This is a genomic window from Streptomyces sp. NPDC093064 (genome assembly GCF_044754605.1).
GTDB lineage: Bacteria > Actinomycetota > Actinomycetes > Streptomycetales > Streptomycetaceae > Streptomyces.
Window position 1 is genome coordinate 244,399 of record NZ_JBIVPK010000003.1, and the last position, 19,507, is coordinate 263,905.

The window sequence follows — 19,507 nt, forward strand, 5'->3', positions numbered from 1 at the left end:
GGCAGCAGCCTACGAGACCGCTTTCTCGGCGTACATCCTCGCGATGACCGCCTCGATGTCGGGCTCCCGCACCGACAGGTCCACCAGCGGGTACTCCGCCGCGATCCGCGCCACCAGGGGTGCCGCCGACTCGGCCGCCGGGAAGGCCAGCCACTGCCGGGGCCCCTCGACCCGCACCACGCGCGCGGACGGCAGTTCGATCGGCGGCACCTCGCGCTCCAGGTCGACGACCAGGGTGCGTTCGCTCTCGCCCGCCTCGTGCAGGCCGGTGAGGGGGCCGTCGTACATCAGGCGCCCGTGGTCGATGACCATCACCCGCGAGCACAGCTGCTCGATGTCCTGAAGGTCGTGCGTGGTCAGCAGCACCGTCGTACCGCGTTCGGCGTTCAGATCGCGCAGGAACCCACGGACCCTGGCCTTGCTGATGACGTCCAGGCCGATGGTCGGCTCGTCCAGGTAGAGGACCTCCGGGTCGTGCAGCAGGGCCGCCGCGATGTCGCCGCGCATCCGCTGGCCCAGCGAGAGTTGCCGTACGGGTACGTCCAACAGCTCGCCGAGTTCGAGGAGTTCGACGCAGCGGTCGAGGTTCTCTCGATAGCGGCCGTCGGGGATGCGGTACATGCGGTGCATCAGCCGGTAGGAGTCGATCAGCGGCAGGTCCCACCACAGGGTCGTACGCTGCCCGAACACCACTCCGATGCGCCGGGCGAGCCGGGTCCGCTCGCGGGAGGGGTCGATGCCGGCGACCCGCAGCCGGCCGCCGCTGGGCGTCAGGATGCCGGTGAGCATCTTGATCGTCGTCGACTTGCCCGCGCCGTTCGGGCCGATGTAGCCGACCATCTCCCCGCGCGCCACGCTGAAGGAGATCGAGTCGACCGCCCGCACCTGCCGCCGCTCGCGCCTCAGGAACCCCGTCTTCTTCCGCACGTCGAAGACCTTCTCGACCCGGTCGAGTTCGATGAGACCACCGCCCGCGCCGTCCCCACTGTCCACGCCGTCCCTGCCCTCCACACCGTCCACCGCCGTCGCCATACGCCCTGTACGTCCCTTCTCCCCTTCGCCCCTTTAAGTTCCCGTCAGTTCCCGTCAGTTCCCGGTACTCCGATACGACCGCAGCCCCACCCGCCAGGCCGCCCCCGCCAGCGCGCAGCACGCCACCGCGACCAGCGGCGGCGCGAACGCGGTCCACCGGGGCAGGTCGAGCGGATACGGCCGCCCCAGCACGTACAGCGCGGGCAGCCAGTTGACGAAGGCCAACGGCAGGACGAACGTCACCCCGCGCACCAGCTCCTTGGCGAACACCGTCGGCGGGTACTGGAGCAGCGTGGTGCCGCCGTAGGTGAACGCGTTCTGCACCTCCGAGGCGTCCTGCGCCACGAACTGGAAGGCCGCCCCGGCCACGAACACCGCGCAGAAGATCCCGCAGCCGCTGACCAGCATCACCGGCATCAGCAGCAGCTTCAGCGGCGTCCAGTCGACGTCGAGCCGTGACATCGCCCAGCCCAGCACCAGCGCCCCCTGCGTCACCCGGCCCATCCGGCGCAGCGCGAACCGGTCGGCGGCCACCTGCGCGAGCACCGGAGCCGGCCGGACCAGCAGCGTGTCGAGGGTGCCGTCGCGCACCCGCCGCCCCAGCCGGTCCATGGAGCCGATCACCAGGTCGGCGAGCCCGAAGGCGGTGGCGGACAGCCCGTACAGGAAGGCGATCTCGGGCAGCGCGTAGCCGCCGAGCGCGTCGACGCGGGAGAACATCAGCAGGATCGCCACGAAGTCCAGTCCGGTCGCGACGAAGCTGCCGGCGGTGGTCATGACGAAGGAGGCGCGGTAGGCCATCGTGGAGCGGATCCACATCGCGGCGATCAGGCGGTAGGCGCGCAGCCCCTCCACCAGCCGGTTGCCGGCCGGGTCCGCGTTGAGCTCAGCCACCCTGCACCACCACCCGCCGCGTCGCCGCCGACTGCACCAGCCGCCCCGCCGCCAGCAGCGCCACCGCCCACGCGCCCTGGAAGAGGTAGGTGTCGAGCGGGTCCGCGTGCCCCAGCAGGATGTCGGCGGGGGCCTGGAGCAGCGAGGACCAGGGCAGTACCCGGACCACCTCGCCCAGCGCGCCCGGGAAGACGTTCAGCGGCAGCAGCATCCCCGAGCAGAAGTACCCGGCCAGCCAGGCCATCTGCACCACGCCCGCGCCGTCCAGCAGCCAGAACGCGCTCAGCGCCACCAGAAAGCGGATCCCGAACCCCACCAGCAGGGCCAGCGGCACCGCCCCGAGGAACGCCGCCCAGGTCAGCGGGTCCGACGGCAGGGCCACCGGGAAGAGCAGCGCCCCGAACACGAAGGGCAGCACTCCGCGGCCCAGCAACTGGAACATCGCCCGGCCCGCGTCGGCCGACAGCCACCACAGCTGGAGGTCGGCCGGCCGGTAAAGGTCGACGGCGATGTCACCCGTTCGGATGCGTTCCATCAACTCGTCCTCGACGCCGCCCCCGCCGATCGCGAGGGCCGCCAGGAACGCCTGCCCCAGCCACACGTACGTCACGGCCTGCGCCTGGTCGTAACCACCCAGGTGCGGCCGAACGTCCCACAGCGCGAGGTACGTGTACACCAGGATCAGCCCGAATGCCGTATTGGTGAACACCCCGGCCGCCGTCGCCGCCCGATACGTCGCGTACCGTCTGAATCCCCCCGCCGCGACGGCCGCGTACAACCGTCCTGCGCCCACGTGCACCGCCTCCCAGGCCACGACACCGAAAGCGCGGGAGCTTAATGCGTGCCGGGCGTGACATGCCACGTGTTTTCCGGCCCCGACAAGTGCCAGGGACCGGGAACGGAACGGTTGCCGCGAGAGTCTTCATCTGGGGGGCGCCGAAGGCGCATGGCGGCGTACGGGGACGTACGCCGTGACACGTACGGGGACGTACGACGGGAAACAGGAGTCCGAGCACGACATGAGTGACGAGCCGCAGCAGCCGAACCAGGGCGTGGCCGACCACCAGCCACCGGCGGCACCCGAGAGCGGGGGCGAAGCGGAGAGCGGGACAGGGAGCGGGGCGGAGGGCGAGACGGGCGGCGGCGGACAGGCCGGACGGCCCCGGCGCACCGGCTGGCGCCGCGCCGTACCGACCTGGCGGATGGTGCTCGGCGGCTTCCTCACCGCCATGCTGCTGGTCATCGGCGCGTTCTTCATCGGCTACTCGCTGGTGCAGATCCCGCCCGCCAACGCCATGGCCATCAAGCAGGCCAACGTCTACCTGTACGCCGACGGCTCCGAGATCGCCCGGGACGGCGAGATCAACCGGCAGAACGTCACGCTCGCCCAGGTCTCCAAGGACGCCCAGCACGCCGTGCTCGCCGCCGAGGACCGCGACTTCTACACCGAGTCCGCCGTCGACCCCAAGGCGATGCTGCGCGCCGGCTGGAACACCGCCCTGGGCAAGGGCAAGCAGTCCGGTTCGACGATCACCCAGCAGTACGTGAAGAACTACTACCTGGGCCAGGAGCAGACCGTCACCCGCAAGGTGAAGGAGTTCTTCATCGCGATCAAGCTGGATCGCACGGCCTCCAAGCAAGACATCCTCGAGGGCTACCTCAACACCAGCTACTTCGGCCGCAACGCCTACGGCATCCAGGCCGCCGCCCAGGCGTACTACGGCGTCAAGGCCAAGGACCTCGACCCGGCCCGCGCCGCCTATCTGGCCGCGCTGGTCAACGCGCCCAGCGAGTTCGACGTCGCCGCCCACCCGGAGAACAAGTCCGCCGCCCTGGCCCGCTGGAACTACGTCCTGAACGGCATGGTCAAGAAGGGCTGGCTGAGCGCCTCGCAGCGGGCCGGGATGAAGTTCCCGGTGCCGAAGGAGGCCACCGCCCCCACGGGCATGTCCGGGCAGCGCGGTTACATCGTCCGCGCGGTGAAGGACTACCTGGCCAAGAACAAGATCCTGAACGAGGACCAGCTCTCCGCGGGCGGCTACCAGATCACCACGACCCTGGAGAAGAGCAAGCAGGACGCCCTGGTCAAGGCCGTGGACGACCAGGTGATGAGCAAGCTCGACCGGAAGAACCGGAAGGTCGACACCTACGTCCGGGCCGGCGCCGCCTCCATCGATCCGAAGACCGGCGAGCTCGTCGCCATGTACGGCGGCATCGACTACGTCCAGCAGTACACGAACAACGCCACCCGCCGGGACTTCCAGGTGGGCTCCACCTTCAAGCCGTTCGTGTTCACCTCCGCCGTCCAGAACGGCTCCGCGACCCAGGACGGCCGCCCGATCACCCCGAACACCTACTACGACGGCACCAACAAGCGCCCCGTCCAGGGCTGGAGCGGCTCCTACGCCCCCGAGAACGAGGACCAGCGATCCTACGGCGACATCACCGTCAGCGAGGCCACGGACAAGTCCGTCAACGCGGTGTACGCGCAGATGGCCGCCGACGTCGGCTCCGACAAGGTCAAGGACACCGCCGTCGCCCTCGGCCTGTCGGCCGACACCCCGTCCCTGACCCCCACCCCGTCCATCGCGCTCGGAGTGGCCACCGCCAGCGTCGTCGACATGGCCGACGCCTACGCCACACTCGCCAACCACGGCAAGCACGCCCCGTACACGATGATCAAGAAGATCACCAAGGACGGCACCGACACCGTCGAGCTGCCCCAGCGCACCGAGACCCAGGCGATCAGCCGCGAGGCCGCCGACACCACCACCGAGATACTGCGCAGCGTCGTGCAGAACGGCACCGCCACCGCCGCCCAGGCCGCCGGCCGGCCCGCCGCCGGCAAGACCGGAACCGCCGAGGAGGACACCGCGGCCCTGTTCGCCGGCTACACGCCCGAACTCGCCACCGTCGTCTCGGTCATGGGCCAGGACCCGGTCACCGCCCATCACAAGCCGCTCTACGACGCCATGGGGCTGGCCCGTGTCAACGGCGGCGGGCCGCCCGCCCAGATCTGGGCGCAGTACACCGGGGCGGCCCTGAAGAACACCCTGGTCACCGACTTCGACCTCCAGCTCCAGCCGGGCGCCGACCAGATCCAGCCGCCGCCCTCGGTGCCCGACGAGAACCCGGGCGACGGCAGTCAGGACGGCAGTGGCACGGCCGACCCCGGCGGCCAGGACCCGGGGCAGGACCAGGGCCAGGGGCAGGGCCAGGGCGACGGCGGCACGCCCGACCCCGGCGGCGACCCCACCACCGGTGGGACCGACCCCGGCACCCCGCCGGGCGGTCCCACCGACCCGGGCACCGGGGACGTCGGAGGCACCCCGCCGGGCGACGCGGGAGGCGTGCCCGGCGGAGGCAGCCCCGGCACCCCGGGCAGCGCGGGCGGGAACGCCGGGGCCGGTACCCCCGGCGACGGCGGCACGAACACCGGCCTGCAAGGCGTGTTCAGTGACCGGATGTGACCTTGAGCCCCACCACGGCCACCAGGAGCAGACACACGAAGAAGATCCGGGCGGCGGTCGCCGGCTCCCCCAGCACCACCATGCCGATCACCGCCGCACCGGCCGCCCCGATGCCCACCCACACGCCGTAGGCGGTGCCGATGGGCAGGGTGCGGGCGGCATACGACAGCAGGACCATGCTGGTCACGATCCCGGCGCCGGTGAGCACGCTGGGCAGGGGGCGAGTGAAGCCGTCGGTGAACTTCATCCCGATCGACCAGCCCACCTCCAGCAGACCGGCGAGAATGAGCAGGACCCAGGCCATGACGGGCACCTCCGGGACGACGTAAGGACTTGAACGGGGGTGCGTCGTCTTTGCGTTCGTCCCGGTACGGCGCGTCTCGTCGGGTTGGACCCGAGGCTAGCAAAGGAACGACAAAAGGGGCTGGTGACCATCGTCACCAGCCCCTCGGCGTTCGGTCTGCGAAGCCGTCGTACGGCGTCGTGGAGGACGTCCCAGGACGTCCCGTACCGCTACAGATACAGGCCGGTGGAATCCTCCGAACCCTCGAACCGGTCCGCGGCCACCGCGTGCAGATCACGCTCGCGCATGAGCACGTACGCGACCCCGCGCACCTCGACCTCGGCACGGTCCTCCGGATCGAACAACACCCGGTCCCCCGGCTCGACGGTCCGCACGTTCTGCCCCACCGCGACGACCTCGGCCCAGGCCAGCCGACGTCCCACCGCCGCTGTCGCGGGAATCAGGATGCCACCGCCCGAACGCCGCTCGCCCTCGCTCGTGTCCTGCCGGACGAGCACCCGGTCGTGCAGCATCCGGATGGGCAGCTTGTCGTGGTGGCTGCTGTGCTCATGTCTGTTGGCGCTCACGCCTCGAACCTACCTGCCTTCGGCACGTCTGCACGCGGTGGGGCGTCGTGCCACTCAGCGACGGCGCCGGCGGGCGCCCAGAGCGAGCAGTCCGACCAGGCCGACGGCGACGAGCGCGACCGGTACGACCCGCTCCAGACGCGGGGCGCCCTCCTCGTCCACGAACTGCGCCCGCACATCACTCACCACCCGGTTGACCTGCACGTAGGCCCGTCCGAGCGTGTGGTCGACATGGGAGGCGACCCTGGCCTTGGCGTCCCCGACGATGGTCTTCGGGTGCACGCGCACCCCGATCTCGTCGAGCGTCTCGGCCAGCACCTCGCGGCGGCGTTTGATGTCCGCCTCGATCTCAGCCGGGGTTCTGGTGTCCGCGGTGTCCGCCACCGTGCCGCCTCCGAAGTCAACTGATGCCTGTTCGGGACAGTCTGTCAGTTCCCGCTCCGACCGCACTGTCGGCACCCCCGGTTACCCTCGGAGCGACACGGTATCCGCACGCACGAGGAGACGAGCTTCGATGACCGAGCGACTCCAGCCCGGGGACGTGGCCCCCGCCTTCGCCCTCCCCGACGCCGACGGCAAGGAGGTGTCGCTGGCCGACCACAAGGGCCGGAAGGTCATCGTCTACTTCTACCCGGCCGCCCTCACCCCCGGCTGCACCAAGCAGGCCTGCGACTTCACCGACAACCTGGACCTGCTGGCGGGCGCGGGGTACGACGTGATCGGCATCTCCCCCGACAAGCCCGAGAAGCTGGCGAAGTTCCGCGACAAGGAGTCCCTCGAGGTCACGCTGCTCGGCGACCCGGACAAGAAGGTCCTGGAGTCCTACGGCGCCTTCGGCGAGAAGAAGCTCTACGGCAAGACCGTCGTCGGCGTCATCCGCTCCACGATCGTCGTCGACGAGGAGGGCAAGGTCGAACGAGCCCTCTACAACGTGAAGGCGACGGGCCACGTGGCCAAGATCATCAAGGACTTGGGGATCTGAGGGCGCTGCCCGGCCAGTAGCATGGCCGGGCAGCACCAGGCGGCCGTGGTGGAATTGGCAGTCACGCTGGGTTTAGGTCCCAGTGGGGTAACTCCCGTGAGGGTTCGAGTCCCTCCGGCCGCACCAGCTCCTGCTCGCGCTATCCGAGCAACTCCCGCACCACCGGCACCAGGGCGCGAAACGCCTTGCCGCGGTGGCTGATCGCGTTCTTCTCCTCGGGGGTCAGTTCCGCGCAGGTGCGGATCTCCCCGTCGGGCTGGAGGATCGGGTCGTAGCCGAAGCCGTTGGTGCCCGCGGGCTCGTGGCGCAGGGTGCCGCGCAGTTGCCCCTCCACCACACGCTCCGTGCCGTCCGGCAGGGCGAGGGCCGCAGCGCAGGCGAAGTGGGCGGCGCGGTGGTCGTCGGCGATGTCCGAGAGCTGGGCCAGGAGCAGGTCGAGGTTGGCCTTGTCGTCGCCGTGGCGGCCGGCCCAGCGGGCCGAGAAGATGCCGGGGGCGCCGCCGAGGACGTCGACGCAGAGGCCGGAGTCGTCCGCGACCGCGGGGAGGCCGGTGGCCTGGGCCAGGGCGTGGGCCTTCAGCAGGGCGTTCTCGGCGAAGGTGACGCCGGTCTCCTTGACGTCGGGGACGTCCGGGTAGGCGTCGGTGCCGACGAGTTCGTGGGGCAGGCCGGCGTCGGCCAGGATCGCCCTGAGCTCGACGATCTTGCCGGAGTTGCGGGTGGCGAGGATCAAGCGGGTCATGCGGGGCTGCTCCTCTACTTCGCCAGGGCCGTCTCGAGTGCCGTGCGCTGGATCGCCGTGAGTTCGGCGCAGCCGGCCACGGCGAGGTCGAGGAGGCTGTTGAGTTCCTCGCGCGCGAAGGGTTCGGCCTCCGCGGTGCCCTGGACCTCGACGAAGCGGCCGTCGCCGGTGCAGACGACGTTCATGTCGGTCTCGGCGCGGACGTCCTCCTCGTAGCAGAGGTCGAGCAGCGGCACACCGCCGACGATGCCGACCGAGACGGCACTGACGGTGCCGGTGAGCGGCTGGCGGCCGGCCTTGATCAGCTTCTTGCCGCGGGCCCAGGTGACGGCGTCGGCCAGGGCCACGTAGGCGCCCGTGATGGCCGCGGTCCGGGTTCCGCCGTCGGCCTGGAGGACGTCGCAGTCCAGGACGATGGTGTTCTCGCCGAGTGCCTTGTAGTCGACGACCGAGCGCAGGGAGCGGCCGATGAGGCGGGAGATCTCATGGGTGCGGCCGCCGATCCTGCCCTTGACCGATTCGCGGTCGCCACGGGTGTTGGTGGCGCGGGGCAGCATGGAGTACTCGGCGGTGACCCAGCCCTCGCCGCTGCCCTTGCGCCAGCGCGGGACGCCTTCGGTGACGGAGGCGGTGCAGAAGACCTTGGTGTCGCCGAAGGAGACGAGGACGGAGCCCTCGGCGTGCTTGCTCCACCCGCGTTCGATGGTGACCGGGCGGAGTTGTTCGGGGGTGCGGCCGTCGATACGAGACATGGCGTCGAGCGTAGTCCCCCATGGACAAGGGGCTCCTCCCGCATCGGGAAGAGCCCCTTGAAGGTGAACCGCGGCGGTCCGCCGGGTTCACATCATGTCTTCGATCTCCGCGGCGATCGGGTCGGCGTCGGTGCCGATGACGACCTGGATGGCGGTGCCCATCTTGACGACGCCGTGCGCGCCGGCGGCCTTGAGGGCGGCCTCGTCGACCAGGGAGGCGTCGTGCACTTCGGTGCGGAGCCGGGTGATGCAGCCCTCGATCTCGTCGATGTTCTGGATGCCGCCCAGCCCGGCAACGATCTTCTCAGCCTTGGTGGCCATGTTCCTTCTCCCTGATCCGATCCGCTTTGTCGCAGTAACCCACAGTTGGCCCATCTTTGCGAGCGGCCGTGCCATGGGTGCAGAATGGTGCGCTCACGGCAGCGGAACCGTCCGCCGACTGGTCTACACCAGCGTAGGCGCGGGGACCAAACGAGGCTCGATGCCCACCGCTTGCCCCTCACTACCGACTCAGACCCCACATCCACACGGTGCGTAGTGGCTCGGTCGCGGGAATCACGGGTTCCTTACGCCCCCTTCATCGTGTTACAAAAGGTCTACACCACTGAGTGGTGTAGACCACCACCCGATGGAGGATGTATGAGCACCGCCACCGAGACGGCGGCCCCGGCGAAGAAATGGGGATCCGGCCTGTTCCAGGGCCTGCAGAAGGTCGGCCGCAGCCTGCAGCTCCCGATCGCCGTACTGCCGGCGGCGGGCATCCTGCTGCGTCTGGGACAGCCGGACGTGTTCGGCGCGGACGGACTCGGCTGGGACCAGGTCGCCAAGGTGTTCGCCGGCGCCGGTGGCGCGCTGCTGGATGCCTCGCTCGGCCTGCCGCTGCTGTTCTGCATCGGCGTCGCCATCGGCTTCGCCAAGAAGGCCGACGGCTCGACCGCGCTCGCCGCGGTGGTCGGGTTCCTCACCTATTACACGGTGATCCACCAGTTCCCGATCGAGGACGGTGTGCCGAAGGGCGCCGAGTTCGTCTCAACCGGTCTCGGCGGCGTGTGGAAGCACGGCTCCGAGATCACGACGGCGTCTTACCAGAACCCGGGCGTGCTGGGCGGCATCATCCTCGGTCTGCTCTCCGCCGTGATCTGGCAGCGGTTCCACCGCACCAAGCTCGTCGACTGGCTGGGCTTCTTCAACGGCCGCCGCCTGGTCCCGATCATCATGGCTTTCGTCGGCACTGCGCTGGGCGTTCTGGTCGTGGTGGGCTGGCAGCCCATCGGTGACGTGATCACCGACCTCGGCAAGTGGATCACCGGGTTGGGCGCCGCAGGCGCGGGCCTGTTCGGTCTGGTCAACCGTGCGCTGATCCCGGTCGGCATGCACCAGTTCGTCAACACCGTCTCGTGGTTCCAGATCGGCGACTTCACCAACTCCGCCGGCCAGGTCGTCCACGGCGACCTGAACCGCTTCTTCGCGGGTGACCCGCACGCCGGCCAGTTCATGTCGGGCTTCTTCCCGATCATGATGTTCGGTCTGCCGGCCGCCGCCCTGGCCATCGCGCACTCGGCCCGGCCGGAGCGCCGCAAGGCCGTCCTGGGCATGATGGTGTCGCTCGCACTGACCTCCTTCGTGACCGGTGTGACCGAGCCGATCGAGTTCACGTTCATGTTCATCGCCCCCGTGCTGTACGTGATCCACGCGGTGCTGACCGCCCTGTCCATGGCGATAACCTGGGCGCTCGGCGTGCACGCAGGCTTCACCTTCTCCGCCGGCTTCATCGACTACGCCCTCAACTGGAACCTGGCGACCAAGCCATGGCTGATCATCCCGATCGGCCTGGTGTTCGCGGCGATCTACTACACCCTGTTCCGCTTCGCCATCACCAAGTTCAACCTCCCCACCCCGGGCCGCGAGCCCGAGGAGGAGACCGAGGACCTCACGAAGGCGTAAGCCCGGCCACGACGTGAGAGGGCCCCCGGAGTTCCGTGACTCCGGGGGCCTTTCGTCTCCTGGACCTGCTGTCCTGGGCCTGCTGTCCTGGGCCTGCTGTCCTGGGCCTAGATGTCGTACGACGCTCCGGGCGCCGCGAGCTCCACCGGGCCCGCGTAGGCCGCGCGGGCGTCGGCGAGGTTGATCTGCGGGTCGGTCCACGGGGGGATGTGGGTGAGGACCAGGCGGCGGACTCCGGCGCGCGCGGCGGCCTCACCTGCCTCGCGGCCGTTGAGGTGCAGATCGGGGATGTTCTCCTTGCCGTCCGTGAAGGCGGCCTCGCACAGGAAGAGGTCGCTGTCCCGGGCGAGTTCCTCCAGCGCCTCGCTCACCCCGGTGTCCCCGGAGTACGTCAGCGCCCGCCCGCCGTGCTCGACGCGGATGGCGTAGGCCTCCACGGGGTGGGCCACCCGCTCGGTGTGCACGGTGAAGGGGCCGATCTCGAAGGTGCCGGGCTTGACCGTGTGGAAGTCGAAGACCTCGCTCATCGAGGAGGCCGTGGGGGTGTCGGCATAGGCGGTGGTCAGCCGGTGCTCGGTGCCCTCGGGCCCGTACACCGGGATGGGATCGCAACGGCCTCCGTCGTACCGGTAGTAGCGCGCGACGAAGTAGCCGAGCATGTCGATGCAATGGTCGGCGTGCAGATGACTCAGGAAGATGGCGTCGAGGTCGTAGAGACCGCAGTGGCGCTGCAGCTCGCCCAGGGCGCCGTTGCCCAGGTCGAGAAGCAGCCGAAAGCCGTCGGCCTCGACGAGGTAGCTCGAGCAGGCCGATTCCGCGGACGGGAACGACCCCGAGCAGCCGACGACGGTGAGCTTCATGAAGCAGAAACCTCCGCTGGCGGGAAAACTTCGGAGAGGAAGGTGACGGGGGTCGTGCGGTCCGTCGAGCGTAAGGCGGGATACGTCCGGTCGCTCCTCTGGTAAGGGCTGTTGTGGGCGAACTCACCTGTGGTGTCACCGGTTCGGCTGGACCTGGGGCGCATGGGGAGCGTTGAAGGGCGCGCACCGTGGGTCGCACGCCGGTAACGTCATGGTTGTGGACACGTCCTGGTGGCTGGCGCTCGCGGCGGTGGTGCTGCTCGCGCTCGTCGCCACGCTCGTCGACGGCTGGGGACGGGGCCGCAGGCCCCCGAGGAGGTCGCGTCCCGGCCGCCTGGCCGGCCGCCGTGCCGCGGCGCATCCGCAGCCCGCGGAGATCTGGTGGGCCAGCGTGCCCCACAGCGACGGGCCGGGGGCGAAGGACCGGCCCTGTCTGGTCCTGGCGGTGCACGGCAAGCGCGCCAAGGTCGCGGAGATCACCAGCAGGTACCACGACGAGCGGTCAGGAGTGATCCCGCTGCCGCCGGGCTCGGTCGGGGACGCGCAGGGCCGGACCAGCTTCCTGGAGACCGACGAGGTCCGGGAGGTACCGGTATGGGACTTCCGCCGCCGGGTGGGGGTCGTGGACCCCGTCCTCTGGGACCAGGTCCGATACCTGGCGGGCTGAACGGGACGGGCGCGGCCCGGCGCGCTGCGCTGCCGTGTCCGTGTGCCGTGGCCCGTCGGGCTCATGGCCCTGTCACCCGCACGGTGACCGTCCACTGCCGGATGCCCTGGCACGCGATCCGGCCAGGGCCCGCCGCGCACAGCGGGCGGGCGGAGGTCAGCCGGGCCGTTCCGGGCGTGACGGCGTCGAAGGCGGCGACGGCGTCGCCCGGCAGGATCACGATGCCGGCGTTGGCGGCCCGCAGGGCGGTGCCGCTGGACCTGACCGGTGTCCAGGGGCGGTCCTCGGTGCCATCCAGGGTGAGCCGCACCTGCCCGCCGACGGTCAGGCAGAGGGTGCGCCCGGAGTCGGCGGCGGTGAGTTCGGCGCGGTCCGTGCAGCCGGGGGCGGTCCCAGTGGGAGAGGCGGGCCCGGACGGCGAGGCGGGCCCGGACGGGGAAACGGGCCCGGACGGGGAAACGGGCGCGGTCGTCGGCCGGGTGGGGGTGCCGTCCTTGCCGGAGCCCGCGCCGTCGTGCTGTGCGCCGCAGCCGACGAGGAGCAGGGTCACCGCCGCAGCGGTGACGGTGGTGCCGTGAAGCGTCGAACGGCGCATGGGGCGGCCGCCTTTCTGCTGTGCCCGGGGTGCCGTGCCCTGTCCTTCTGCCGGTATGACGTTTCTCCAGCACATCAGGATCCCGTCCCCCACGCACGCCAGGGCCCCGGCCGATACGACGGCCGGGGCCCCGCGCATGCAGATCGCGCATGCAGATGCGGACGGACCGGTGGTGGGCCCGGGCCCTACGCCCAGAGCTGGCCCTGGAGGGTCTCGATGGCCTCCTCGGTGGTGGCCGCGGTGTAGACGCCGGTGGAGAGGTACTTCCAGCCACCGTCGGCGACGATGAACACGATGTCGGCACTCTCGCCCGCCGTCAGCGCCTTCTTCCCGACGCCGATCGCCGCGTGCAGTGCGGCACCGGTGGAGACACCCGCGAAGATGCCCTCCCGCTGGAGGAGTTCACGGGTGCGGGTGACCGCGTCGGCCGAGCCGACCGAGTAGCGGGTGGTGAGGACGGAGGCGTCGTAGAGCTCGGGGACGAAGCCCTCGTCGAGGTTGCGCAGGCCGTACACCAGGTCGTCGTAGCGCGGCTCGGCGGCGACGATCTTCACGTCCGGCTTGTGCTCGCGCAGGTAGCGGCCGACGCCCATGAGCGTGCCCGTGGTGCCGAGGCCCGCCACGAAGTGCGTGATCGAGGGCAGGTCGGCGAGGATCTCGGGGCCGGTGGTGGCGTAGTGGGCACCGGCGTTGTCCGGGTTGCCGTACTGGTAGAGCATCACCCAGTCCGGGTGCTCGGCGGCCAGCTCCTTGGCGACGCGCACGGCGGTGTTGGAACCGCCCGCGGCCGGGGAGGAGATGATCTCCGCTCCCCACATGCCGAGCAGGTCCCGGCGCTCCTGCGAGGTGTTCTCGGGCATCACACACACCATGCGGTAGCCCTTGAGCTTGGCCGCCATGGCCAGCGAGATGCCGGTGTTGCCGGAGGTGGGTTCGAGGATCGTGCAGCCCGGGGTGAGCCGGCCGTCCTTCTCCGCCTGCTCGATCATGTGCAGGGCGGGGCGGTCCTTGACCGAGCCGGTCGGGTTGCGGTCCTCCAGCTTCGCCCAGATGCGGACGTCGGCCGACGGCGACAGCCGCGGCAGGCACACCAGGGGGGTGTTGCCCACCGCGGCCAGCGGGGAGTCGTAACGCATCGCTGATCAGCGACCGATCAGCGCATGCCGCCGGCGACGGCCGGCAGGATCGTCACGTTGTCGCCGTCGGCGAGCTTGGTGGAGATACCGTCCAGGAAGCGCACGTCCTCGTCGTTCAGGTAGACGTTGACGAAGCGGCGCAGCTGCTCGCCGTTCGCCTCGTCGACGATCCGGGCCTGGATGCCCGGGTGCCGGGTCTCGAGGTCGGCGAAGAGCTCGGCGAGGGTCTCCCCGTTGCCGTCCACGGCCTTCTGGCCGTCGGTGTACTGGCGGAGGATGGTGGGGATGCGGACCTCGATGGCCATGGTTGCGGGCTCCTGTCGGTAAGGATGTCGTCGGGATGGATCCCCCGGCTCGGACGCGGCCGGGCGCACCGTAGGGGTGCCCCCAGGTTTTCGGCACTGGGGAGCGCCGCGGCCCTCACGGCCGTGCGGCGGCGCGGAACGTCAACAGATGGCGCTGTTCAGCCTGCACAGGTCGACGTGCAGCCGCGCCACGAGCAGCATGCCCGGCGTCTTCTCGCTCACGTCGTGGAAAACCATGCGGTCATCGTATCGATTCCCGGTCCCCGACCCGGAGTGTGATCTCGCCACGCGGACACTTTCCATCCACGTCACGAGACGTTCCCCGATCAGTACGCCTCCACCACCTTGACCTCCTCCTCCGTGACCTCGCCCTCGACGATGCGGAACGAGCGGAACTGGAACTCGCCGAGCCCGTCGGTGTCGGCGGTGGAGACCAGGACGTAGTGCGCGCCGGGCTCGTTGGCGTAGCCGATGTCGGTGCGGGAGGGATGGGCCTCGGTCGCGGTGTGCGAGTGGTAGACGATCACCGGCTCCTCGTCCCGGTCGTCCATCTCCCGGTAGAGCTTGAGCAGGTCCTGCGAGCCGAACTCGTAGAAGGTGGGCGAGCGTGCCGCGTTCACCATGGGGATGAACCGCTCGGGCCGGCCGGAGCCCGCGGGCCCGGCCACGACGCCGCACGCCTCGTCGGGGTGGTCCTTGCGGGCGTGGGCGACGATCTGGTCGTAGAGGGCCTGGGTAAGGGTCAGCATGGCGGCCAGCATAGACAGGCGGGCCGTTCCGTACCGGAGTCCGGTACGGAACGGCCCACATTGCGGACGTCCTGAGCGGCCGCGGGAGCGGGTTGGGGGCCCGTTCCCGCCGCGACGTCCGGTCCTGGAGCGCCGCGGGTCAGCCGACCTTCTCGAGCTGCGGCTCGCGGCGGTCGGCGACCTGCGGGTTGCGGTTCTTGAGGACCGCCCAGCCGACGGCCAGGGCGGCGGCCCACACGGCCATCACGTACAGGCAGACGCGGGAGTCGGCGTCGTACGCGATCAAACCGGTGACGAAGAGCAGGAACGCGATGGCGACGTAGGAGCACTTGGAGCCGCCGGGCGCCGGGAAGGAGGAGGCGCGCAGCCGGCCCGACTCGACGCCCCTGCGGTACAGGACGTGGCTGATCAGGATCATCAGCCAGGTCCAGATGCCGGCCGCGGTGGCGACGGAGGTGACGTAGCCGAAGGCCTTCTCCGGGACGATGTAGTTCAGCACCACGCCGATGCCCATGAAGGCGACGGAGACGGTGATGCCCAGCGCCGGGGTCTTGGAGCTCGACAGGCGGCTGAAGAACCGGGGGGCCTCGCGGTTGTCCGCGAGGGTGCGCAGCATGCGGCCGGTGGAGTACATGCCGGAGTTGCAGGAGGACAGGGCCGCGGTGAGCACCACGAAGTTCACGATGCCCGCGCCGGCCGGGATGCCGATGACCGCGAACGCCTTCACGAAGGGGCTGACGCCCGGGGCGAACTCGGTCCACTTCACCACGCACAGGATGACGGTGAGGGCGCCGACGTAGAACAGGGCGATCCGCCAGGGCAGGGTGTTGATCGCCTTGGGGAGGGTCTTCTCCGGGTTCTCGGACTCGCCCGCGGTGACGCCGACCAGTTCGACGGCGAGGTAGGCGAACATCACGCCCTGGAGGGTCATCAGGGAGGAGCCGACGCCCTTGGGGAAGAAGCCGTCGAACTCCCAGAGGTTGCTGACGGTGGCGGTGTCACCGGCGGCGCTGAAGCCGAAAGTGAGGACGCCGAGACCGATCACGATCATGCCGATGAGGGCGGTGACCTTGACCATCGAGAACCAGAACTCGATCTCGCCGAAGACCTTCACGGAGATCAGGTTGGCCACGAACAGGACCACCAGGAACACCAGCGCGGTCACCCACTGCGGGACGGCGGGGAACCAGTAGTGGACGTAGATCGCGGCGGCCGTCAGCTCGGCCATTCCGGTCACCACCCACATCAGCCAGTACGTCCAGCCGGTGAAGAAGCCGAAGAACGGGCCGAGGAACTCGCGGGAGTACTCCGCGAAGGAGCCCGAGACGGGGCGGTAGAGCAGAAGCTCGCCCAGTGCCCGCATGATGAAGAAGATGATCAGGCCCGCGAGGGCGTACATGACGATGAGGCTGGGTCCGGCCTTGGCGATGTTCGCCCCTGCACCCAGGAAGAGGCCGACGCCGATGGCGCCGCCGATGGCGATCATCTGGACCTGGCGGCTGCCGAGTCCTCGCTCGTACCCCTCTTCGGGGGCTTCCGTGACCTGCGGTGAGGTCATGTGGTGTGCGCCTTTCTCCATGCCGACCCCGGGCCCTCGGTCGGCCCCGGATCGGGTTTCGATCCCCCCGGATTGATGGAGTGCGTGCCCGGGTCTCCCTGGATCCGCTGTGCCTGGCCGGCTGTTGCCGGCTCGGTGGCGCACCCGGCCGGACATGGGTGGTGTCCGTCGGGCGGTCGTGAAGATTTATCACGGCCGCAACGCTGATCGACGGGGAGCTGTGTGATGCATCCCACGGGAAGAAGCGGACAAAGCGCGCAGAGCGCACCCATACCCGGCCGTCGCAGTGACGCGATCGTTATCCGGATTTGAGCGTCCTCTGAGCGAACGCGAAATCCGGATATACCGGGTGGATCACGGCATGAGCCGGGTGGATCACGGCATGGAACCACGGCATGCGAGGCGCGGGACCACGGCGTGAGAGGCGCGGGACTACGGCATGAGGCGCGGAGCTGAGGGCATGAGGCGCGGAGCTACGACATGAGAGTGGAGACGAGGGTCTCCTGGAGCCCGCCCAGCCAGAGGTAGGCCATCACCATCGGCTTGCGCGGATCCTCGTCCGGCAGGCGGTAGAAGTCGTCCGTGTCGTCCTCGTCGGCGATCTCCAGCCGGGAGCCGATGGCGAGGCGCAGGTCGTTGAGCGCGCCGAGCCACCGCCGGGACTCGTCCGGCGTCAGCTCCAGCACCGCAAGCCCGCCTTCATCCGCGGCGAGCGCGTTGAGCGCGTTGATCACCGCGAGGGCGTTCTCGCGCTTGCCGGCCCGCAGGTCGTTCTCGGTGTAGCGGCGGAACTCGGCGGAGTGTGCGCGCTGCTCGGCGGCCTCGTGCGGGTTGCCGGGAGTCTGCTCGGGGGCGCTGTAGGCATCCGGGAAGAGCCGCTTGAGGACGGGGTCGGACGGCGGTTCGCTCGGGCCCTCGGCGAACAGCTCGGCGAGCGGGTCGGCGGAGGTGTCCTCGGCCGGACCGGGACCGATGAGCTCGAGGAGCTGCACGGCCAGCGAGCGGATGATGGAGATCTCGACGTCGTCGAGGGCGACGGACGCGCCGCCGCCGGGGAGCGGTTCGAAGGTTCCTGGCATGGAGGGAGTTCGCTACTTCCGGTCCTGCTGGAGGGTGGCCCACAGACCATAGCCGTGCATGGCCTGAACGTCCCGTTCCATCTCCTCACGGGTCCCGCTGGAGACGATCGCCCGGCCTTTGTGGTGGACGTCGAGCATGAGCTTGGTGGCCTTGTCCTTGGAGTAGCCGAAGTACGTCTGGAAGACGTAGGTCACATAGCTCATGAGATTGACGGGGTCGTTGTGGACGATCGTCACCCAGGGCATGTCGGGTTCGGGTACGGCAAAGACCTCCTCCGCCGACTCGGTCTTCTCGATCTCGATGGGTGCGGCTGCCGTCACACGGCCCATGCTGCCACCCCGAGGGGGTACTCGCATAAACGGAGGGCCAAATCGTCAGTCTGACGAAATGGGAGTACGATTCTTCGCCAGGCATCATCCGGGGACGGTCCCCGGACCCCCGGCCGGCGCCGGGGGCACCCGCACGACATGTCTAGGAGAGCTTCGGTGGGCGTTGCGGACCTTGGGCTGCCGGTGGACGTTCCCTCGACGGCTCTGTTCACCGATCACTACGAGCTGACGATGCTCCAGGCCGCTCTGAAGGCCGGGACAGCCGGGCGGCGCAGCGTCTTCGAGGTCTTCACCCGGCGACTGCCCGACGGGCGCCGCTACGGGGTCGTGGGCGGCACCGGGCGAGTGCTGGACGCGGTGGAGAACTTCCGCTTCGACGCGGACGTCCTCGGCTTCCTGCGCGAGCGCCGGGTGGTGGACGAGCCGACCCTGGAATGGCTCGCCGACTACCGGTTCGGCGGGGACGTCTGGGGCTACCCCGAGGGCGAGGTGTACTTCCCGGGCTCGCCGATCATGCGGGTGGAGGGGTCGTTCGGCGAGTGCGTACTGCTGGAGACCGTGATCCTCTCGATCCTCAACCACGACTCGGCGATCGCGGCCGCCGCCTCCCGGATGGCCTCGGCCGCCGGCGGCCGCCCGCTGATCGAGATGGGCGCCCGCCGCACCCACGAGCTGGCCGCGGTCGCCGCCTCCCGGGCCGCCTACCTCGGCGGCTTCACCTCCACCTCCGACCTGGCCGCCGGCTTCCGCTACAACATCCCGACGGTGGGCACCTCCGCCCACGCCTTCACCCTGCTGCACGACAGCGAGCGGGATGCCTTCCAGGCGCAGGTGGACTCGCTCGGCCGGGACACCACGCTGCTGGTGGACACCTACGACGTGACCGAGGCGGTCCGTACGGCCGTCGAGATCGCCGGGCCCGAGCTGGGCTCGGTGCGCATCGACTCCGGCGACCTGCTGCTGGTCGCGCACCGGGTGCGCCAGCAGCTCGACGAGCTGGGCGCCCGGGACACGAAGATCATCGTCACCTCGGACCTGGACGAGTACGCCATCGCCTCGCTGGCGGCGGCGCCCGTGGACGCCTACGGCGTCGGCACCCAGCTGGTCACCGGCTCCGGCCACCCGACGGCGTCCATGGTCTACAAGCTGGTCGCGCGCGCCGAGACCGGCGACGCCGGGGCGCCGCTGGTGCCGGTGGCGAAGAAGTCCACCGGCGGCAAGACCTCCATCGGCGGCCGCAAGTGGGCGGCGCGCCGGCTGGACGCGCAGGGGGTCGCGGAGGCGGAGGTCGTGGGCACCGGTCCGGTGCCGGACCGGCTGGCCGGACGGCAGCTCCTGGTGGAGCTGGTCAAGGGCGGCGAGGTGGTCGCCCGCGAGCCGCTGGACGCCGCCCGGGACCGGCACGCGGCCGCCCGCGCCAACCTGCCGCTGTCGGCGACCCAGCTCTCCCGAGGGGAACCCGTCCTTCCGACGGAGTACGTCCGCACAGGCTCGGGTAGCTAAAGCGCGTGCCCCCGCTTCGGTACGCCCCCGAAAGTCCCC

The 19,507-nt window shown here is 70.1% G+C and carries 23 protein-coding genes, 1 tRNA gene and 1 riboswitch; of the genes, 6 read left to right on the forward strand and 18 right to left on the reverse strand.

Annotated features, from left to right (window positions below; all coding sequences use genetic code 11):
- Nucleotides 1-9: 9 nt before the first annotated feature.
- The 3 genes from ACIQFZ_RS05860 to ACIQFZ_RS05870 are packed head-to-tail and all read right to left on the reverse strand — an operon-like array spanning nt 10 to nt 2,719.
- A complete protein-coding gene (locus ACIQFZ_RS05860; RefSeq protein WP_365420126.1) occupies nt 10-1,032 on the reverse strand; it encodes an ATP-binding cassette domain-containing protein in 1,023 nt (340 codons plus the stop codon).
- 54 nt (nt 1,033-1,086) lie between these two features.
- Nucleotides 1,087-1,926 (reverse strand): ABC transporter permease, encoded by an 840-nt coding sequence (locus ACIQFZ_RS05865; RefSeq protein WP_402690705.1) that lies wholly within the window; start codon nt 1,924-1,926, stop codon nt 1,087-1,089.
- Entirely contained in the window at nt 1,919-2,719 is an 801-nt protein-coding gene (locus tag ACIQFZ_RS05870; RefSeq protein WP_383055695.1) for an ABC transporter permease, read from the reverse strand. The genes ACIQFZ_RS05865 and ACIQFZ_RS05870 overlap by 8 nt, the downstream gene beginning before the upstream one ends.
- A 226-nt stretch (nt 2,720-2,945) precedes the next feature.
- Here ACIQFZ_RS05870 and ACIQFZ_RS05875 point away from each other — a divergent pair, with 226 nt between their 5' ends.
- On the forward strand, nt 2,946-5,396 hold the full coding sequence (locus ACIQFZ_RS05875) for a transglycosylase domain-containing protein (protein WP_402690706.1): 2,451 nt from the start codon (nt 2,946-2,948) through the stop codon (nt 5,394-5,396).
- Here ACIQFZ_RS05875 and ACIQFZ_RS05880 read toward each other — a convergent pair.
- The 3 genes from ACIQFZ_RS05880 to ACIQFZ_RS05890 all read right to left on the reverse strand — a co-directional run bounded on the left by ACIQFZ_RS05880 (nt 5,380) and on the right by ACIQFZ_RS05890 (nt 6,650).
- Nucleotides 5,380-5,700 carry a multidrug efflux SMR transporter gene (locus ACIQFZ_RS05880; RefSeq protein ID WP_365420116.1) on the reverse strand — a complete coding sequence of 107 codons (321 nt, stop codon included), beginning with the start codon at nt 5,698-5,700 and terminating at the stop codon, nt 5,380-5,382. The two genes, ACIQFZ_RS05875 and ACIQFZ_RS05880, sit on opposite strands and share 17 nt — an antisense overlap.
- A gap of 38 nt (nt 5,701-5,738) precedes the next feature.
- A riboswitch (guanidine-III (ykkC-III) riboswitch) is annotated at nt 5,739-5,814 on the reverse strand.
- A gap of 95 nt (nt 5,815-5,909) precedes the next feature.
- Nucleotides 5,910-6,266: a co-chaperone GroES gene (locus ACIQFZ_RS05885; protein WP_361415103.1), complete on the reverse strand. Its 357-nt coding sequence runs from the start codon at nt 6,264-6,266 to the stop codon at nt 5,910-5,912.
- Between the two features lie 54 nt (nt 6,267-6,320).
- Nucleotides 6,321-6,650: a DUF3618 domain-containing protein gene (locus ACIQFZ_RS05890; protein ID WP_365420112.1), complete on the reverse strand. Its 330-nt coding sequence runs from the start codon at nt 6,648-6,650 to the stop codon at nt 6,321-6,323.
- Nucleotides 6,651-6,780: 130 nt separating this feature from the next.
- Here ACIQFZ_RS05890 and bcp point away from each other — a divergent pair, with 130 nt between their 5' ends.
- Both bcp and ACIQFZ_RS05900 read left to right on the forward strand, forming a co-directional pair.
- On the forward strand, nt 6,781-7,248 hold the full coding sequence (gene bcp / locus ACIQFZ_RS05895; protein WP_383055698.1) for a thioredoxin-dependent thiol peroxidase: 468 nt from the start codon (nt 6,781-6,783) through the stop codon (nt 7,246-7,248).
- A gap of 39 nt (nt 7,249-7,287) precedes the next feature.
- A tRNA-Leu gene (locus ACIQFZ_RS05900) sits at nt 7,288-7,374 on the forward strand.
- A 13-nt stretch (nt 7,375-7,387) separates the two neighbouring features.
- On the opposite strand, the gene rdgB is transcribed toward ACIQFZ_RS05900, so the two are convergent.
- The 3 genes from rdgB to ACIQFZ_RS05915 all read right to left on the reverse strand — a co-directional run bounded on the left by rdgB (nt 7,388) and on the right by ACIQFZ_RS05915 (nt 9,063).
- Complete coding sequence (gene rdgB / locus ACIQFZ_RS05905; protein ID WP_365773705.1) at nt 7,388-7,990, reverse strand: RdgB/HAM1 family non-canonical purine NTP pyrophosphatase; 603 nt, start codon at nt 7,988-7,990, stop codon at nt 7,388-7,390.
- 14 nt (nt 7,991-8,004) lie between these two features.
- A complete protein-coding gene (rph, locus tag ACIQFZ_RS05910; RefSeq protein WP_361415095.1) occupies nt 8,005-8,742 on the reverse strand; it encodes a ribonuclease PH in 738 nt (245 codons plus the stop codon).
- An 87-nt stretch (nt 8,743-8,829) separates the two neighbouring features.
- On the reverse strand, nt 8,830-9,063 hold the full coding sequence (locus tag ACIQFZ_RS05915; RefSeq protein ID WP_225078608.1) for a glucose PTS transporter subunit EIIB: 234 nt from the start codon (nt 9,061-9,063) through the stop codon (nt 8,830-8,832).
- Between the two features lie 318 nt (nt 9,064-9,381).
- On the opposite strand from ACIQFZ_RS05915, the gene ACIQFZ_RS05920 reads away from it, so the two are divergent.
- Nucleotides 9,382-10,686, forward strand: coding sequence for a PTS transporter subunit EIIC (locus ACIQFZ_RS05920; RefSeq protein WP_365420105.1), 1,305 nt, complete (start codon nt 9,382-9,384; stop codon nt 10,684-10,686).
- 107 nt (nt 10,687-10,793) lie between these two features.
- Here the strand turns inward: ACIQFZ_RS05920 and ACIQFZ_RS05925 are convergent, their stop codons facing one another.
- Nucleotides 10,794-11,546, reverse strand: coding sequence for an MBL fold metallo-hydrolase (locus ACIQFZ_RS05925; protein ID WP_365420102.1), 753 nt, complete (start codon nt 11,544-11,546; stop codon nt 10,794-10,796).
- Nucleotides 11,547-11,763: 217 nt separating this feature from the next.
- Between ACIQFZ_RS05925 and ACIQFZ_RS05930 the strand changes: the two genes are divergently transcribed.
- Nucleotides 11,764-12,213, forward strand: a complete 450-nt coding sequence (locus ACIQFZ_RS05930) for a type II toxin-antitoxin system PemK/MazF family toxin (protein ID WP_383055700.1) — start codon at nt 11,764-11,766, stop codon at nt 12,211-12,213.
- 61 nt (nt 12,214-12,274) lie between these two features.
- Here ACIQFZ_RS05930 and ACIQFZ_RS05935 read toward each other — a convergent pair whose 3' ends face one another.
- The 8 genes from ACIQFZ_RS05935 to clpS all read right to left on the reverse strand — a co-directional run bounded on the left by ACIQFZ_RS05935 (nt 12,275) and on the right by clpS (nt 17,965).
- Complete coding sequence (locus ACIQFZ_RS05935) at nt 12,275-12,808, reverse strand: hypothetical protein (protein ID WP_402690707.1); 534 nt, start codon at nt 12,806-12,808, stop codon at nt 12,275-12,277.
- 185 nt (nt 12,809-12,993) lie between these two features.
- Nucleotides 12,994-13,944: a PLP-dependent cysteine synthase family protein gene (locus ACIQFZ_RS05940; protein ID WP_383055703.1), complete on the reverse strand. Its 951-nt coding sequence runs from the start codon at nt 13,942-13,944 to the stop codon at nt 12,994-12,996.
- A 17-nt stretch (nt 13,945-13,961) separates the two neighbouring features.
- Nucleotides 13,962-14,249, reverse strand: coding sequence for a MoaD/ThiS family protein (locus ACIQFZ_RS05945; protein WP_361415085.1), 288 nt, complete (start codon nt 14,247-14,249; stop codon nt 13,962-13,964).
- A 141-nt stretch (nt 14,250-14,390) separates the two neighbouring features.
- Nucleotides 14,391-14,486, reverse strand: coding sequence for a putative leader peptide (locus tag ACIQFZ_RS05950; RefSeq protein ID WP_365420089.1), 96 nt, complete (start codon nt 14,484-14,486; stop codon nt 14,391-14,393).
- An 89-nt stretch (nt 14,487-14,575) separates the two neighbouring features.
- A complete protein-coding gene (locus ACIQFZ_RS05955; RefSeq protein ID WP_365773704.1) occupies nt 14,576-14,998 on the reverse strand; it encodes a M67 family metallopeptidase in 423 nt (140 codons plus the stop codon).
- A 139-nt stretch (nt 14,999-15,137) separates the two neighbouring features.
- Nucleotides 15,138-16,556, reverse strand: a complete 1,419-nt coding sequence (locus ACIQFZ_RS05960; protein ID WP_402690708.1) for an amino acid permease — start codon at nt 16,554-16,556, stop codon at nt 15,138-15,140.
- Nucleotides 16,557-17,029: 473 nt separating this feature from the next.
- Nucleotides 17,030-17,635, reverse strand: coding sequence for a DUF2017 domain-containing protein (locus tag ACIQFZ_RS05965; RefSeq protein ID WP_365427245.1), 606 nt, complete (start codon nt 17,633-17,635; stop codon nt 17,030-17,032).
- Nucleotides 17,636-17,647: 12 nt separating this feature from the next.
- The gene (clpS, locus tag ACIQFZ_RS05970) at nt 17,648-17,965 is read right to left on the reverse strand and encodes an ATP-dependent Clp protease adapter ClpS (protein WP_361415077.1); all 318 of its coding nucleotides are present in this window, start codon (nt 17,963-17,965) and stop codon (nt 17,648-17,650) included.
- Nucleotides 17,966-18,121: 156 nt separating this feature from the next.
- Here clpS and ACIQFZ_RS05975 point away from each other — a divergent pair, with 156 nt between their 5' ends.
- Nucleotides 18,122-19,468 (forward strand): nicotinate phosphoribosyltransferase, encoded by a 1,347-nt coding sequence (locus ACIQFZ_RS05975; RefSeq protein WP_402690709.1) that lies wholly within the window; start codon nt 18,122-18,124, stop codon nt 19,466-19,468.
- Nucleotides 19,469-19,507: the final 39 nt, after the last annotated feature.

Bases quoted from the DNA above. Each gene is read 5' to 3' on its own strand.
- ACIQFZ_RS05860 (WP_365420126.1), bottom strand. From the start codon at position 1,032: ATGGCGACGGCGGTGGACGGTGTGGAGGGCAGGGACGGCGTGGACAGT.
- ACIQFZ_RS05875 (WP_402690706.1), top strand. From the start codon at position 2,946: ATGAGTGACGAGCCGCAGCAGCCGAACCAGGGCGTGGCCGACCACCAG.
- ACIQFZ_RS05880 (WP_365420116.1), bottom strand. From the start codon at position 5,700: ATGGCCTGGGTCCTGCTCATTCTCGCCGGTCTGCTGGAGGTGGGCTGG.
- bcp (WP_383055698.1), top strand. From the start codon at position 6,781: ATGACCGAGCGACTCCAGCCCGGGGACGTGGCCCCCGCCTTCGCCCTC.
- rdgB (WP_365773705.1), bottom strand. From the start codon at position 7,990: ATGACCCGCTTGATCCTCGCCACCCGCAACTCCGGCAAGATCGTCGAG.
- rph (WP_361415095.1), bottom strand. From the start codon at position 8,742: ATGTCTCGTATCGACGGCCGCACCCCCGAACAACTCCGCCCGGTCACC.
- ACIQFZ_RS05915 (WP_225078608.1), bottom strand. From the start codon at position 9,063: ATGGCCACCAAGGCTGAGAAGATCGTTGCCGGGCTGGGCGGCATCCAG.
- ACIQFZ_RS05920 (WP_365420105.1), top strand. From the start codon at position 9,382: ATGAGCACCGCCACCGAGACGGCGGCCCCGGCGAAGAAATGGGGATCC.
- ACIQFZ_RS05925 (WP_365420102.1), bottom strand. From the start codon at position 11,546: ATGAAGCTCACCGTCGTCGGCTGCTCGGGGTCGTTCCCGTCCGCGGAA.
- ACIQFZ_RS05935 (WP_402690707.1), bottom strand. From the start codon at position 12,808: ATGCGCCGTTCGACGCTTCACGGCACCACCGTCACCGCTGCGGCGGTG.
- ACIQFZ_RS05940 (WP_383055703.1), bottom strand. From the start codon at position 13,944: ATGCGTTACGACTCCCCGCTGGCCGCGGTGGGCAACACCCCCCTGGTG.
- ACIQFZ_RS05945 (WP_361415085.1), bottom strand. From the start codon at position 14,249: ATGGCCATCGAGGTCCGCATCCCCACCATCCTCCGCCAGTACACCGAC.
- ACIQFZ_RS05950 (WP_365420089.1), bottom strand. From the start codon at position 14,486: ATGGTTTTCCACGACGTGAGCGAGAAGACGCCGGGCATGCTGCTCGTG.
- ACIQFZ_RS05955 (WP_365773704.1), bottom strand. From the start codon at position 14,998: ATGCTGACCCTTACCCAGGCCCTCTACGACCAGATCGTCGCCCACGCC.
- ACIQFZ_RS05960 (WP_402690708.1), bottom strand. From the start codon at position 16,556: ATGACCTCACCGCAGGTCACGGAAGCCCCCGAAGAGGGGTACGAGCGA.
- ACIQFZ_RS05965 (WP_365427245.1), bottom strand. From the start codon at position 17,635: ATGCCAGGAACCTTCGAACCGCTCCCCGGCGGCGGCGCGTCCGTCGCC.
- clpS (WP_361415077.1), bottom strand. From the start codon at position 17,965: ATGGGCCGTGTGACGGCAGCCGCACCCATCGAGATCGAGAAGACCGAG.